This is a genomic window from Haloquadratum walsbyi J07HQW2 (assembly GCF_000415985.1).
GTDB classification, from domain to species: domain Archaea; phylum Halobacteriota; class Halobacteria; order Halobacteriales; family Haloferacaceae; genus Haloquadratum; species Haloquadratum walsbyi_B.
The window spans coordinates 972,502-987,147 of record NZ_KE356561.1; the positions used below are offsets into that span (position 1 = coordinate 972,502).

The window sequence follows — 14,646 nt, forward strand, 5'->3', positions numbered from 1 at the left end:
TTTGCGTCGTTACCTCTTTACTAGCTTCTCCTTTCGGTACCCAAGATGCAGGTACCATTTGCCGTCTCGGTAGTGGGGCGTGCTTTCCGTGTGCTCCCAGTCTTCGTCGTCCAAATACTGGTACTGGTGTCTTCCTTCGTCGCTTGGCGGTGCAAATTGCCCTCGCGCGAGAATGGTTGCCAAACACAGTGAGCGACACCTGCTATCTCTCAGAGAACATGGTGAGTGTTCGTATATCGTATGTAATAGAGCTTGAACTGAACTGAGGTTGTGTTGCTCTTTTTCTGTTTTTCGGCCTTTCAATACAGGATTGTATACTACTGGCGACTTCGTGGTAGGCGAGAATCAAGTGCTGGCTACCCAGCTCTGTTTCTCCTTGCACCGTGTCTTTCGCTGTGTTTTTGACACTAGCCTGAGTATGTTTGTTTCCCCACGCCAGGTTGTATGCGATATTGCATCCATCAAGCCACTCTTAAATGGTGAGTTGGAGTAGCTCGTGGTCTTGCGTGGAAAGCCCGTCAAGCCGTGTGATAGCGATTACTCATCATCTGATGCCATTATACTATCATGGAAGTACTGATGCTTCTCAAATATTGTGCTTATTCATATTTCTGATAGTTGTCGGTTTCCTCCCCTCCCTACTTATTTGTCTTCGGCTTGCTGCTTGAGGAAGGAGACTCCATTAACAAAATTTTGACATCTAATAAGACGAACGGCTAAGACGATGTTTTGTCACACCACGAATCATATACTGAGTGCTTCGAATGTTGTTTGTGAAGAGTGTTCTCTATGGAAATAGCTGCATAGAATGAGATAAGCAGACTGTAGAATCGATGAGGATTGCCTGTTTAATCTGAATTTATCAAAGCGTCTAAATTAGGCTATTCCCACACAGGATGGATTGTGACTCTTGGACTTCGCTGTCCGATGATCACAAGTCAATCGAAAGCCACCGAGGTCTGTCCTGTAAGTTCTGGAAAAGTGGGTAGCCGTGATACAGTCGTTACCGAGACCGAAATCAGGAGTGAGAGCGAGGTTTGATAATAGCGATAATGAAGGTCGTAATAGCTAATGATTTTTATTCGATTTTTACTCTAGGAGTGTTGAATCATCAGACGCGTCGCGGGCTGCGTTGAGAAGAAGTTCCTGCTCAGCACGGGCAACAACGCGACGAACATCATCGACAGCATCGATATTCGAAGAGAGAGAACTAATTCCTTGTTCAGCAAGGAACTTCGCCATCTCAGGGTCTGAGCCGGATTGTCCTGTGATGGTAGTATCAACATCATGCTCGTTGCACGCTTCAATAACTTCTGCCATCGCTTCGAGTATTGTTGGATGATAGTTATCAAAGCGGTCTGCAACCATTGCATTGTTTCGGTCAACTGCGAGCATGAACTGGACGATATCATTGGTACCGAGCGCAACGAAATCAACACCCTCATCAATAATCTCATCAATTGACCGGATACTAGCCGGCGTTTCAATCATTGCTCCCCAATCATATGCATCTCGATCAATGCCCACTTTATCCATCAGCTCTCGCGCTCGGCGCACATCTTCTGCGTCATTAGGAAGCGGAAACATAACTTCAAGATTGTCATAGCCCATATCGTGTAAGCGTTTAAACGCCCGCAGTTCGAGCTTGACCATTTCTGGTTCCTGCAGACTCCGCCGAATCCCACGGTATCCCAGCATCGGATTATGTTCAATAGGTTCAGATTCCCCTCCCTCGAGTTCAGCAAGTTCGTCTGTTGGTGCATCAAGTGTGCGAGCCCGCACTGGGCGGGGGTAGAAGGCGTCTGCGACCTTCCGGATCTCCTCTGAAATCTCCTTGACGAAGGCTTCCTCGCCGTGGTCTGCGACGTACTGGTCCGGTGTCTTCCCCGTTGAAAGGAGAATATGCTCTAATCGGAGTAATCCAACACCATCGGCGTTCGTATCAGCAGCCCGTTGAGCTGCTCCGGGAATAGAGACATTCACCTTCACTTCTGTGGCTGTTGTCGGGACGTATTCAGCTGAGTCATCAATAGAACCATTAGTCCGGTCAGTTTCTGCGGTTCTCTCTGGTGTTGACTCTGAATCCAGCGTCGACTCTGATTCGGATTTCGGCTCTCCAATGACAACTGTTCCCTTCTCACCGTCAAGTGTGACTCGTTGACCGTCAGAAAGCGCTTCCGTTGCATCCCCACAGCCAACAATAGCTGGGACCCCGAGTTCGCGTGAGACGATGGCTGCATGTGACGTCATTCCGCCATTGTCGGTTATAATCCCAGTTGAGCGCTGCATTGCGGGTACCATGTCAGGGGCGGTCATCTCAGTGACAATTACGTCACCCTCAGTAATCTGCCCTGCATCGTCGATATCCTTGATGACCCGTGCCGGTCCCGTCGCGACCCCTGGACTTGCTCCATATCCACGAGCTAATTCTGTCCCTGGTTCGGGGTTATGCTCTGATTCTGTTTCTTCACTGATCGCTTCGGTCTTTTTTTGTGTCATTTGAAACTATATATCGCCGATTCCCAGCACGTCATTTGTCAGCTCAATACTTTCAACAGCGTCCGCATCACCTAACATCGCGCGGATAGCGTCGATACTTTCAGGCACTACATCGCTCTCACGATGGATACATTGGAATAAATGGAGTTGATTATTATCCATCGTAATGGACTCTTCGAAAATCTGGTTCTCATAGAGATTCATACGGTCACGACCGCGATCAAGAGCAAACTCCTGCAGTTCCCATCCCGAGTCAATACCAAGGTCACCGTCGATAACGTGGATTCGTGACTCAGAAGCCAATAGATCGCGAATTTCTGTAGCCGTTGGTTCTGCACCAAGCGTTACATTGATACCATGGAAATGGTGTCGCACTGAGGGTACTTTCATTCCCATCGTTGTGATAGTCCCCATATCCGGGATTACTTCACGTGCATCTATACCATGATAGGATGGTATTGTCATGGGATCAGCTGAAGTAACAGCGTGCTCACCACGACATCGGACCAGCGTAGCACTCGCCCGTTCGACGCCGTATTCCTCATGCAGCGGCGCAAACATCCGATTCAACCCTGTTGTGTTACAGGAGACAATTCGAACGTAATCTTTGTTGGTAGCCTCTGAGTAATTAGCGCGGGCAGTGAAGCTAGCCTCGACCGCATCTGCACTTTCCCCGCCTTGAAGCAGCGCAGGTGTGTCATGCTCTTCATAAATTGGACGATACTCTTCACCCATGCCCGGTGGCGTCGTATCAGCAACGATGTCACTAACTTCAATCAAATCGTGAACATCACCAGCGACCGTCATTCCGGTATCAGCCCACCGATCATGGCGACCCTCGGGAACGTAGATATCGTAACCTCGATCTGCAGCTGCATCTGCTGTGTGGTTTGGACTTGCCTTGCTCACACCCGATAGTTTCATATCGGGCATCATCTCAACTGCATCAGCCACTCGTTTGCCGATAGTACCATACCCGTTGACGCCTACATGTATCATAATCTAACATGAACTTAGTCTTATATAATACCAGTGCCTGCATCATATTTTGCATTATTTTTTATGTTTAAATACCCCTCCAATGAGATATTAATCTAGAAATAAATTCAAGACGATGGTTAATCCAAAACAACAAGTTTCATCAAGAGGGATTCGTGTTCTCGGGTTATTTGTCCTAGTATACTTGCTGATAGGGTCATATATGCACTTCTATATGAGTCTCCCCGTTGTCGTGTATGCCGGATATGGTGTTCTCAGTTGGGCTGCCGGAATGGGGCTATTTTATTGGCTTCATAAGAACTACATGTCACAACTTGGTTGAAATAACGTGTCTAAATATTCATTATAATATTTTATGATATCGGATAGAGTTAATATTGGCTAGTACCTACTATATGCAAGCTGTATATGAGCGCGATAGATGGCTTTCATGACGACCCAAACGGATGTGAATCAACAGATACCACATCTGAGCCACGGATCACACTCGGCGTATTGATGTTTGCTACAATCGCTGTTCCTGGAGTCTCATTACGATATTTCGATCCAGAAACCGCCGCAAAATTGCTAACGACGATGATTCCGTTTCTGTTAGTTGCTATCTCTCGTACCTCAATCAGATCATACACTGTGTATGACTCAGAGAGATAATGTCGGGGCTGATAAGATTAACAGAAGCTATATCCTCTATTTATAATTGGTTATTTTCTTGCATATATTACCGTACGTCTGCGGAATGCAATCGTCTTTGGACGCTTGATAACACTATACTAACGGTCAAAAATAACATTTCTACGAATGGATGCGTGTTAATATATCCACTAGAATCGATTATATAATTGTGTTCTTATTTTTTATCCAGGCTCACTGTCGCAGTGTGTATAATCGAACAATTGGATTTATAATCGCCACGACATAATTACGTCTAGTGCATTTTCTACGCAGTTCTATAGAATATCAATTTGAGGGTATCTATGGTGATAACGCATTCCTAGGCATTGCTGCTTGGGAGTATGACATATGAGTATTGATATCCGATCAGCAGCGAGACGGGTATTCAAGAAACCTGAAGATTTAGACTTAACTGAGGGACCAATTGGGCGGTCATTATTTTTTCTTTCACTCCCAATCGTTATTACAAATCTCCTGCAGGTTGCATATAACTTTGCAGATACGTTTTGGTTAGGTCAATATAGTACCGACGCTTTGGCAGCCATTAGCCTCGGGTTTCCACTCGTATATCTGTTTATCTCACTTGGACTAGGTTTGACTGTCGCAGGAAGTGTATTAGTTGCACAACACACTGGTGCAACACAAACAGCACAGGCAGACTACGCTGCCTCACAGACTGTCGTATTTACGATGATTATTGGGATAGCACTTGGTGCAGCTGGTGTAATATTTGTTGATGAAGTACTCAGCGTCTTCGGCGCTGATCCAGTCGTACTCACACTCGCAACAGATTACATGCGAATCATTTCATTTGGTCTCCCGTTCATATTCGGATTTATCGTATTTGTTGCGTTGATGCGTGGTTCCGGTGATACGTTGACACCGATGCTCGTGATGCTTGGAACTGTTGTCATAAACGTCATTCTCGACCCGATACTTATCTTTGGAGTTGGACCGATTCCACAGTTGGGCGTCGATGGGGCTGCAATAGCAACCGTGTTCTCACGGGGATCTGCAGCAGTTGCTGGGCTATGGATTCTCTTACGCGGAAGTCATGGTGTGCAAATCACAGTGACCGACATGTGGCCTGATCGTGAGTATATGGCGAAACTGCTTCGTATTGGGGCGCCTGCCTCACTTGAGAACACTGGACGTGCCATTTCAATTAATGCTATTTTGATTATCGTTACGCTGTTTTCTACACCCGTTGTCGCTGCATTTGGTGTTGGGATTCGAGTATTTTCGATGATTTTCATGCCTGCAATTGCGATTGACCGAGGAGTTGAAACGATGACTGGGCAGAATATTGGTGCTGGAAATCGAGATCGAGTCTCGAAGACAAATCGATTTGCTGCAATAACATCATTCAGCATCTTGTCGCTGCTTGGGGTCGTAACGTTCGTTTTCGCTCCCGAGATTATCAGAGTGTTTGATAATTCACCTGCGGTTGTTGAACAAGGTGCAACATTTCTCCGGTGGATTGCACCGACATTTGGGTTCGTTGGTATATTACGAGCTTATAGCGGCGGATTTCGTGGAGCTGGAAAAACGCTTACTGCTGCAGTAATTACGATTGTGTTATTCGGATTTATTCGTCTACCAGTCGCATACATTGTCTCACAGGGATTAGTTCCGTTTGATCTATGGATATTTGGCACACGAACACCGGAAGGAATCTGGTTTTCATTCGCTATCTCAGGCATCGTTGCAGCACTTGTTGCAGCTGGGTGGTTTGAACGGGGGACGTGGCGAGATGGGGATTTGACTGAACAGGCGGATCCAACCACGGATACGAAGCGAACGGTCGAACCGGATTCGGATTCGGATCCAGATCCATCGGCATCAGAGACATAATTCTAAATATAATATATTTCCCGAAATCGGAGTTACAAATTCTCGTTTGACCTATGATAAAGCAATGATGTGGTCAAGGTGAATGTGAATACCCTTTGAAATTAAATATGAGCATATGATTATACCGTGGTATCATGGCATCATGGCATCAATGAATAAGTACACTCAGTATCGTCATTGATGTATGGAATACACCGAATTAATTACACTACGAACAGACGGGGGCAAGACAAATGATAATATGGACTCAAATGGGGCATATGACAAGAACGAGCCAGTCGAATTCAGTATGACGATTGAGGATGGGGAAACGATAATTAAAATGCATGGTGACAGAGATACAGCAGTGATTGTGCAATCAGCGTCGGGAGAGCGCGTGTATCTACCTCCAGAGGATTTTGAACGGGCTGCTCCGACCTCAAAACAAAATGAGAGTGCATATCAGTCTGCCTCTACTGATAGTCCATATCAATCTGCAGCGACTGATAGCCCGTATCAGTCTGCCTCCACCGACAGCCCATATCAATCTTCGGGGACCGACAGTCCGTATCAGTCCGCACGACAACACTCAGATGAAGAGGGACTAGTATCGACAACAGAAGGCTACTGTATCTATCATCCCGAACCAGCAACAGACGTACGAGTCCTCCGATAGGTTTTTTTCAATGAATCTTAGTTTATATCCAATAATTATATAACTGAACTATAGAGCGTAAGCGTTTGATCAACTACCTCATTCCAGGTAACAGGGTCATACTCTGGGTTACCCTCAAGTGTTAATCCGCGTTCGATGCCTCTTGCAATCGATTCTGACTCAGGGGCGACTTCAATAACGCAATCACTCGGAAGAACTTCATTTACACCACTTTCGGTTGCAATAACATGGGTACCGGCAGAAAGAGCTTCTGTTATCGTGATTCCGAACGGTTCTGAAAGCGATGGAGAGATAAATAAATCTGCGGCGGCGTAGTAGTCGCCCAACTCTTCCTCTGGCACATATCCAACCCACTCGATTGAATCATCAACATTGAGTAGTTCTGCAAACCGTTTGAGCTGGTCAGTGAGATGACCGGAACCACCAATAACAAGAGTCACATCGTCACGCTGGAGCTGATCCATCGCATACACAAGATGTGAGATTCCTTTTTGATTTGTATGTCGCCCGACAAAAAACAGCATTGACCCACTGATATTGAGTTCAGCTTTGAAATCTCGATCCGTCGTCTCACACGTTGAAAATCCATTGTAGATAACCGTCGGGTCACCACCATACTGTGTTTGGACATCGTTTGCAGTGAGTTCACTGACAGCAATGAGGTGGTCTGCACGGTTTGCAAGCCGACGTTCGGTCTCGACCTCTCGTGTTGGTGGGTCAAGATTTCGATCGGCAGATAGCGAATGAAACGTTGTTACCCATTCAACCTCAGCGTTTGTTGTTGCTCGAGAACCAGGACCATACCCAAACCAATCATGAGTGTGAACGATATCAGCATCTGCTGCACGCGCTGCAAAGGTCTCACTCATCTGTCCAACGCGTGTGATGATGTCGCCATCGCCAGTTGGGACGCCAATAATACCATCACGATCTTTTGGAGCATACTCTGCTGGGAGAACTAACTCGATATCGACATCTCGGGCGCGCATCCCATCGAATAGCTCACCCACATGCGTGTCTAACCCACCACTCACATTCGGCGGGAATCCCCACCCAAGCATCAGAACTTTCGGCGACATCGTGCTATGTACATTTATTCACTCATCACATAACAGTTATTGATGTTTTACTATGTTCAATGGTAGTTACCATCTCTTGATCTGCATTAATATCACCTGATAGAATAAAATAATAGATATCAATATATTTGTGGAATCACACTTACGGGTTTTCTAATGACATATGAAACAATACAGTGATACCGGAGTGGGGATCTACAGATATAACAGACAGAGTGTTTCGGGACTTCGACCCAAGGGCAGTGCACCAAGTCCAGTCGTCAGGTGAAGCTGACAATTATGTATGATATATAAACATAACTAACTGAATTTACTGGAATACAGATTGAGTGGATTAATGATTGATGATATAGCTACTCACGCTGAGCATCATTCAATAATCGAAACGACCATGTGATCGAATGTCACAATAGATATGTGCACGTCGTCGTTAACGCTGCGATCAGTATCGATGGAAAGTTGTCAACGCGCCGCCGCGAACAGATTGCGATAAGCGGTGAGCGTGATTTCGAGCGAGTTAGCGCACTTCGGGCTGATAGTGACGCCATCCTTGTTGGAATTGGGACCGTCCTTGCGGATGATCCACATCTCGTCGTTGAGGAACCACATCGAGAGCGTCGTCAAGACAAGGGGATGACTCCAACACCACATCGCATCATTATCGACTCACGAGCGCGAACACCGACCGATGCGGAGGTTCTTGATGATGAAGCACCAACATATATTATTGTCAGTGAGTCAGCGCCCACCTCTAAACAAGCAGACCTCGAAGTAGAGGGAGCAGACGTTATCGTTGCTGGACGAGAGCGTGTCTCAATGCCAGCCGCACTATCAGCACTCACTGATAGTGGAATCAACTCGATAATGGTTGAGGGCGGAGGTGAGATTATCTTCTCATTATTTGAGGCTAATCTTGTTGATGAGCTTTCGGTGTATATTGGCTCTATGCTCGTTGGGGGACGAGATGCGCCAACATTAGCTGATGGTGATGGGTTTGTTGAAGACCCCACGCAACTACAACTCACGTCTGTCGAAAAAATTGATGACGGGGTACTATTACAATATGATGTTGATGCGACTGCACCATCATCGTATGACTCAGCTGATTGAAATAATAAATACGAGATCGATATATCAATATTGCCTAAAGAATGCAGCTGAATGTTAGGACATTCAACTAGATAATGTTGATATACCATCACACAGAACCACTAAGAGGGTGCCGACGCTATATGATAGCATGAGTGCATCCACAGCAACTGATGAGCCAGTCCATGTTGAAAGCCAATCTGATCTTGAGTCATTCGTTGGTGATCACGATGTTGTTCTCGTTGATTACCATGCTGATTGGTGTGGTCCATGTAAGATGCTTGAACCTACTGTCGAAGAAATTGCGGCAGAGACAGATGTTCTCGTCGCTAAGGTAGATATCGATGAACTTCAGTCACTAGCACAAGAAAAGGGGATCCGGTCAGTCCCGACGCTACAGTTCTACGCTGATGGCGCGATGGCAGAGCAGGTTATTGGTGTTCAAGACAAAAGCGATCTTATGTCAGTTATCGACGGACTCGCGAATTAATTGTACGTTGCAGTTTGATACAGTGTATTGCTGTATCATTATACCATACTGCTGAACCGCTTGATGATCGTCTCACTTTTTTCGATTCCTGAATTGGTTAGCGCATATCTCGCATCAGATATCCCTCATTAGTACCTGCCAGGGAGGTTTTTTACCACAGAGATGAAATAATGAAATATGATTTCACTTGATGAAGCCGTTACAGCTCGACTTGAGTCACACGGTGAGCGGTTTGAGGTACTTATCGACCCGGACGCAGCACTTGAGATAAAACGTGATGAGTTCGATGACGATATTGAAGACGTCATTGCCGCTGAGGATGTGTTTGAAAACGCTGCAAGAGGCGATAGACCCGCAGAAGAAGATCTTAAAACGGTATTTGAGACGACAGAACCGCTTTCAATCATCCCAACTGTCGTCAAAGATGGTGAGATCCAGATTACTGCCGAACAGCGTCGGGAAATGCAAGAGCAAAAACGAAAGCAACTGATTAATCGAATTGCTCGAAATGCGGTGAATCCGCAGATGGATAATGCACCACACCCACCAGAGCGAATTGAACGGGCACTTGAAGAAGCTGGATTTCGCGTTGACCCAATGGAACCAGTCGAATCACAAATCGATGATGCACTTGATGACCTTCGACCTGTGATTCCAATCCGATTTGATGAGGTGACTGTTGCTGTTCAGGTCCCAGCCTCTGATGCAGGAAAAACACAGGCACAAGTGCGTGAATATGGTGAACTTGAGCGTGAAGAGTGGCAACCTGATGGATCCTGGGTTGGCGTTGTTACTTTTCCTGCAGGAATGCAAAACGACTTTTATGATCTTGTAAATGAGTTAACCTCGGGTGAAGCTGAAACGCGGATACTCAAAGATAAAGATGAGATTAGTACTCGATGAGTAGACGCATCTAATTAATTTACGCAAATTCAAACTATATTACTGGTGAGAATACGAGTCCTGAAACTTCATTCTTAGTCTACTTATCGACCGATATGAGAACCGCGTGAGACTACTGTATTCCTCGTTGTGAGAGGATTTTACCCCGTCTTGATGAATGATCTATACGCTGACTAAATATGGAGTAACAGTACCGTTGAGTTAGCCGGTATATGTTTTCATCACTCAATACCCGCAAGCGTAGACGATTATATTTATATAGTTAGGCAAACGCCCGATTCTGATGATAATAAAAACTCGTCGCTCAAATCAAATGCTTCTCGAATCAGTTTCTGTAGAATCTATTATTTGCATTCAATAACCGTATCCATCATCTTCTGTTTCTGTTGGTGTCTCAGTCGCAGTCTCCGTTGGTGTTGGTGTTGGTGTTGGTGTTGGTGTTGGTGTTGGTGTTGGTGTTGGCGTTGGCGTTGGCGTCGGCGTTGGCGTCGTTGAGTTTGAGTTTGAGTTTGAGTTTGAGTTTCTGTTTCGGTGGTCGCCTGTGACGGCGCATCAGTCGCTGTTTGTTGGGTTTCTGTCTCGGTGGAGTCTGGTGAAGCGGTATCAGATGAATCATTCGGCCCAGTACATCCAGCTATAATTGTGACCCCTGCAACCACAGCGGAAAGGAATCGACGTCGGATCATTACTGATTTGGATGTAGTAACTGGAAGGTAAAAACTAACTGAACTACTTCGATCCAGAGTGGACGACAATCGTCAAGAAAAAACTGATCGATGTCTATGTCTCATAATACTCGATTGTTGATATATTCTAACGAAAACACAGCTGAAAACTGCATTTTCGACCAATATCAATTCTGTGTTTACTACACTGAATTAACCAGATAATCTATTGAATAAGGTTATATGAATTAATTACGATTCCCAGTATAATGCATGCGAATTACATTCAGCGATGAGATCAACTCAATTATCTATATTTCAACGGAGCAATAGTGTATACTGTCGTGAATTAGCTTACTTGCTCCTTTGCTGAAGAAGCGATCTTAGTGTCTCAGTTTAAGCAAAACTCGCAATCATATATTCTCACTCTACATTAAGCTAAGGCATGTCCAATAGAATAAATCCACACTGTCTCTATTAGATGTCGTGAAATAACTCAGATTTTAAAAAAGTTCAGATAAGAATCACCCACCATTCACGGGTTACTATTTCAATAGCTAATACCGCTTTCAACAGCCTCTGTCATAAGAGAAGTTATTCAACTACCTAATAAAAAAGAATTTCTGGGTATCTACGACGGTATGAATCGGTTTTGAGCAAACAAGTTGATACGACTCTCGTGTTTATTTCATAATGATGGTTCTCGGCATTGAGTCTAATATCGACTCACGAATCCTTGCCCTCGCGATAGCGCGGATGGTTGATGCGCTAGCGAATTCGTTCTTAGTTGTTGTGCTTCCATTGTATATTGGGAGCCAACTTGTTTCACTTCCAGCCTTTGTGGGTACCACCGTGCAGATTGGATCGATTCCATTTACTCTGACAGCTGAGTTACTCATCGGAATCGTCCTCTCACTGTTTGGGTTTTTAAATAGCTTCGGACAACCATTTACTGGATTACTATCAGATCAAACAGGAAAGCGAAAACTGTTTTTACTTGTTGGGCTTGCTCTTGTCGCTGTTGGGAGTGCGGGATATATTTTCTTTACTGATTATCTTTCGATTATTTTCATGCGTGCGCTCCAAGGTATCGGAGCGGCATTCACCATTCCTGTCACCGTTGCGCTTGTAAATGAACTCTCTGCAGCAGATAATCGTGGAGGAAACTTTGGATTGTTCAATACGTTTCGACTTTTAGGATTCGGTATGGGACCTCTCATCGCTGGAGGGGTTGTTGCTGCCGGACCCTATTCTATGTCAAGTATAGGAATTTCGCTGGAGATCTCAGGATTTGACGCCGCATTTATTATTGCTGTTGCAGGAGCACTTCTCAGCTTTATGCTCATTGCAGCGCTCATTACTGACCCAGAACAGGCAGATGGGCAAGCAGCCGAAGACATCAGTATTCGTGTTCGCAACGCTGACGGATCTGGGCTTGACCCTGTTTTCGCGCTCGGTGTTGCAACAGTCGTTATGGCACTTGGATTAGCAATTTATGCACCATTAGCCAATAGTATCAACGCGCGTCTCGATCAAGGAACCTTCCTCTTTTCATTACAATTTGGCGCGACTGTCCTCGCAAATGTGTTATTTCAACTTCCACTTGGGCGATTAAGCGATACGTATGGACGACGTCCGTTCCTTGTTTGGGGATTTGTCCTGCTTATCCCTGCGACCCTTGCACAAGGATTTCTCACTTCGTCGATACTGATGATTGTTGCACGATTCATCCAGGGAATTGCTGTCGCAGCGGTGTTCGCCCCATCGCTCGCACTTGCTGGTGACGTTGCCGGTGAAGGGGAATCTGGGTCAACACTGTCATTACTCACAACGGGATTCGGATTTGGAATTGCCTTAGGCGCACTTTCCTCGGGAATCCTCGTCGGGTTCGGCTTCGCAACGCCATTTATTGTTGCAACAGTGCTGAGTATTGGCGGATTAGTTCTCGTCTATACACAAGTTGGTGAACCACCAACGGTCGAACAACCAGCACCAACACCAGGGGACTAGCGGAATTAAACTCAGACCTGCCTCAACGACTGAGTGGCACGGTAAATCACACACATATGTACCTCATATTCAAGCAATATCTACTTAAACTGTCGGACTATTTTGCTTATTATGATTATCAACATTGAGATACTTCTGTGGATGCTCAGTTACTACTATCGTAATCTGCTCACTGACTGGATGACACACTCATACCGCATACTACAAAAATAGTGAAAACTGCACTGATGACAAATAGGAAGCTCATCTGAGTGTTATAGTGTAAATTACTGCGTCCTGCTTCTAGGAGCGATCCGACACTGATGAACCACTGACGCCATGGGTTTTTGTCTCAACATGCATAATCTATAATCCATGCCTTCGGATATCGATTCTACTGATACTCATCCTTCTGATTCACAGGATATGGTGTCATCAGGGGACACATTTGGTGTTGGAATCCATATTACTGAATCGGATCTTCAGTTCATTGTCCACGTTCCATCCGACATTAACTCGGGATGGACCGACCCGACAACATTTCAAAAACAGATTGAAACAATCGTTTGGAACCATCTAGAAAAATCGACCATTCTCAAACGACTTGCAAATCAGTACGAAGTCGGGACGACTGTCTCACTCGGTCGTATAACCCTTAGCTCAGATGGGACAGTTCATAATATATCTCTTATTAATGTTGAGGAACTGTGACTACTCAATCACCAGATCCAGATCAAACACCCATTGAAGTAATCATCAATACCACTCTCAGACAAGCGCTCACTATCGATAGACCGGTGGACACAACGTCATCTGAGAGTTCTGATGAGTATATTGATCCCAAGGACGTCACTACCGAGTATGTAGATGCCGATTTGTCACAGGACACCACGATGGAGATGGTAGATACTTCTGATGAGACCAATATCCAACTGGACACGTCTTCTACGATATCTGAATCGAAGTCCAATATTCAAAAATCGGCAGTCGCTAGCACTCAACGTCATCTTGCTGTCGCTGGCGCTCTTATACGGTCGATATCACAAACGACGGATTCGATATTCCCTGAGTTTAGTGCTCGCAACAATACACCTGAAAATGAAAATATTGCTGATTCACTATCGTCTGGTACCGAAATGAACAGTGAAAAAACAACAATGACTCATATGAAAGACGGTTTGGATATGAACACAGATCAAACAATCACAACAACATCAGAATCGCTTCTTAGTGCACTCCTGATGAGCATGGTAGCTGCATATGCGCTTGACTCTCCGATGAATCATAGTGCTGACCCGTGGAGACCCTCGTCTCTCGACTTCCGTGGGATGTTTTGTTCATTTAGTTCTAATCAGTCACTGCTAATTATTACTGGTGCAGTGGCTGCCTGTCAACGATTCGATGTTGAAGCTAGGACTGTCGCTACGCGAGCACAAATCCCATATGAAACGCTAATAGAATATCTCCAAAGATCACAATAGAACCTATATACTTACTTAACCAGTTATATCAACGGACTACATCGATTAGATAAAAAACCCGACTAGCGATGACACTAGACGGGTTTTCGTTCCGTTCAGTTCAGTTCAGTCCAGTTCCAGTCAGTCCACTGACTGTGACATTGACTGTGACTGGAACTGGAACTGATAATGAAAATGAAAATGAAAATGAAAATGAAAATGAAAATGAAAATGAAAATGAAAATGAATATGAATAGCAAGGCGGCGATGAAGCGCTCCCAGAGGATCTCTC

Annotated in this window: 14 protein-coding genes; 10 read left to right on the forward strand and 4 right to left on the reverse strand. The window is 45.1% G+C overall.

Translation table 11 applies throughout. The annotated features are described in order from the left end of the window. Window positions 1–1,089 precede the first annotated feature (1,089 nt). Window positions 1,090–2,499, reverse strand: a complete 1,410-nt coding sequence (locus J07HQW2_RS04475; RefSeq protein WP_021054185.1) for a putative PEP-binding protein — start codon at window positions 2,497–2,499, stop codon at window positions 1,090–1,092. Between the two features lie 6 nt (window positions 2,500–2,505). Then, window positions 2,506–3,498, reverse strand: coding sequence for a type II glyceraldehyde-3-phosphate dehydrogenase (locus tag J07HQW2_RS04480; protein WP_021054186.1), 993 nt, complete (start codon window positions 3,496–3,498; stop codon window positions 2,506–2,508). A 115-nt stretch (window positions 3,499–3,613) separates the two neighbouring features. On the opposite strand from J07HQW2_RS04480, the gene J07HQW2_RS04485 reads away from it, so the two are divergent. The 4 genes from J07HQW2_RS04485 to J07HQW2_RS04500 all read left to right on the forward strand — a co-directional run bounded on the left by J07HQW2_RS04485 (window position 3,614) and on the right by J07HQW2_RS04500 (window position 6,679). Next, window positions 3,614–3,820: a hypothetical protein gene (locus J07HQW2_RS04485; RefSeq protein ID WP_021054187.1), complete on the forward strand. Its 207-nt coding sequence runs from the start codon at window positions 3,614–3,616 to the stop codon at window positions 3,818–3,820. Window positions 3,821–3,906: 86 nt separating this feature from the next. Next, window positions 3,907–4,149: a hypothetical protein gene (locus J07HQW2_RS04490; RefSeq protein WP_021054188.1), complete on the forward strand. Its 243-nt coding sequence runs from the start codon at window positions 3,907–3,909 to the stop codon at window positions 4,147–4,149. A 369-nt stretch (window positions 4,150–4,518) separates the two neighbouring features. Continuing rightward, window positions 4,519–6,024, forward strand: coding sequence for an MATE family efflux transporter (locus J07HQW2_RS04495; RefSeq protein WP_021054189.1), 1,506 nt, complete (start codon window positions 4,519–4,521; stop codon window positions 6,022–6,024). A gap of 241 nt (window positions 6,025–6,265) precedes the next feature. Further along, a complete protein-coding gene (locus J07HQW2_RS04500; protein WP_048075478.1) occupies window positions 6,266–6,679 on the forward strand; it encodes a DUF7510 family protein in 414 nt (137 codons plus the stop codon). Window positions 6,680–6,714: 35 nt separating this feature from the next. On the opposite strand, the gene J07HQW2_RS04505 is transcribed toward J07HQW2_RS04500, so the two are convergent. Further along, window positions 6,715–7,740, reverse strand: a complete 1,026-nt coding sequence (locus J07HQW2_RS04505) for a glycosyltransferase family 4 protein (RefSeq protein ID WP_048075479.1) — start codon at window positions 7,738–7,740, stop codon at window positions 6,715–6,717. 435 nt (window positions 7,741–8,175) lie between these two features. Here J07HQW2_RS04505 and J07HQW2_RS04510 point away from each other — a divergent pair, with 435 nt between their 5' ends. The 3 genes from J07HQW2_RS04510 to J07HQW2_RS04520 all read left to right on the forward strand — a co-directional run bounded on the left by J07HQW2_RS04510 (window position 8,176) and on the right by J07HQW2_RS04520 (window position 10,240). Beyond that, a complete protein-coding gene (locus J07HQW2_RS04510; RefSeq protein ID WP_021054192.1) occupies window positions 8,176–8,868 on the forward strand; it encodes a 2,5-diamino-6-(ribosylamino)-4(3H)-pyrimidinone 5'-phosphate reductase in 693 nt (230 codons plus the stop codon). A gap of 130 nt (window positions 8,869–8,998) precedes the next feature. Next, entirely contained in the window at window positions 8,999–9,337 is a 339-nt protein-coding gene (gene trxA / locus J07HQW2_RS04515) for a thioredoxin (RefSeq protein WP_021054193.1), read from the forward strand. A gap of 177 nt (window positions 9,338–9,514) precedes the next feature. Next, window positions 9,515–10,240, forward strand: a complete 726-nt coding sequence (locus J07HQW2_RS04520; protein ID WP_021054194.1) for a ribosome assembly factor SBDS — start codon at window positions 9,515–9,517, stop codon at window positions 10,238–10,240. 394 nt (window positions 10,241–10,634) lie between these two features. On the opposite strand, the gene J07HQW2_RS17735 is transcribed toward J07HQW2_RS04520, so the two are convergent. Continuing rightward, complete coding sequence (locus J07HQW2_RS17735) at window positions 10,635–10,856, reverse strand: hypothetical protein (protein ID WP_303703963.1); 222 nt, start codon at window positions 10,854–10,856, stop codon at window positions 10,635–10,637. Window positions 10,857–11,613: 757 nt separating this feature from the next. On the opposite strand from J07HQW2_RS17735, the gene J07HQW2_RS04530 reads away from it, so the two are divergent. The 3 genes from J07HQW2_RS04530 to J07HQW2_RS04540 all read left to right on the forward strand — a co-directional run bounded on the left by J07HQW2_RS04530 (window position 11,614) and on the right by J07HQW2_RS04540 (window position 14,375). Then, complete coding sequence (locus tag J07HQW2_RS04530; RefSeq protein ID WP_394324630.1) at window positions 11,614–12,915, forward strand: MFS transporter; 1,302 nt, start codon at window positions 11,614–11,616, stop codon at window positions 12,913–12,915. Window positions 12,916–13,269: 354 nt separating this feature from the next. Further along, entirely contained in the window at window positions 13,270–13,605 is a 336-nt protein-coding gene (locus tag J07HQW2_RS04535) for a DUF8124 family protein (protein WP_021054196.1), read from the forward strand. Then, on the forward strand, window positions 13,602–14,375 hold the full coding sequence (locus J07HQW2_RS04540) for a hypothetical protein (protein WP_021054197.1): 774 nt from the start codon (window positions 13,602–13,604) through the stop codon (window positions 14,373–14,375). The genes J07HQW2_RS04535 and J07HQW2_RS04540 overlap by 4 nt, the downstream gene beginning before the upstream one ends. Window positions 14,376–14,646: the final 271 nt, after the last annotated feature.

Coding starts and splice junctions, on each gene's coding strand:
- J07HQW2_RS04475 (WP_021054185.1), bottom strand. CDS start 2,499: ATGACACAAAAAAAGACCGAAGCGATCAGTGAAGAAACAGAATCAGAG.
- J07HQW2_RS04480 (WP_021054186.1), bottom strand. CDS start 3,498: ATGATACATGTAGGCGTCAACGGGTATGGTACTATCGGCAAACGAGTG.
- J07HQW2_RS04485 (WP_021054187.1), top strand. CDS start 3,614: ATGGTTAATCCAAAACAACAAGTTTCATCAAGAGGGATTCGTGTTCTC.
- J07HQW2_RS04490 (WP_021054188.1), top strand. CDS start 3,907: ATGAGCGCGATAGATGGCTTTCATGACGACCCAAACGGATGTGAATCA.
- J07HQW2_RS04495 (WP_021054189.1), top strand. CDS start 4,519: ATGAGTATTGATATCCGATCAGCAGCGAGACGGGTATTCAAGAAACCT.
- J07HQW2_RS04500 (WP_048075478.1), top strand. CDS start 6,266: ATGGACTCAAATGGGGCATATGACAAGAACGAGCCAGTCGAATTCAGT.
- J07HQW2_RS04505 (WP_048075479.1), bottom strand. CDS start 7,740: ATGCTTGGGTGGGGATTCCCGCCGAATGTGAGTGGTGGGTTAGACACG.
- trxA (WP_021054193.1), top strand. CDS start 8,999: ATGAGTGCATCCACAGCAACTGATGAGCCAGTCCATGTTGAAAGCCAA.
- J07HQW2_RS04520 (WP_021054194.1), top strand. CDS start 9,515: ATGATTTCACTTGATGAAGCCGTTACAGCTCGACTTGAGTCACACGGT.
- J07HQW2_RS17735 (WP_303703963.1), bottom strand. CDS start 10,856: ATGATTCATCTGATACCGCTTCACCAGACTCCACCGAGACAGAAACCC.
- J07HQW2_RS04535 (WP_021054196.1), top strand. CDS start 13,270: ATGCCTTCGGATATCGATTCTACTGATACTCATCCTTCTGATTCACAG.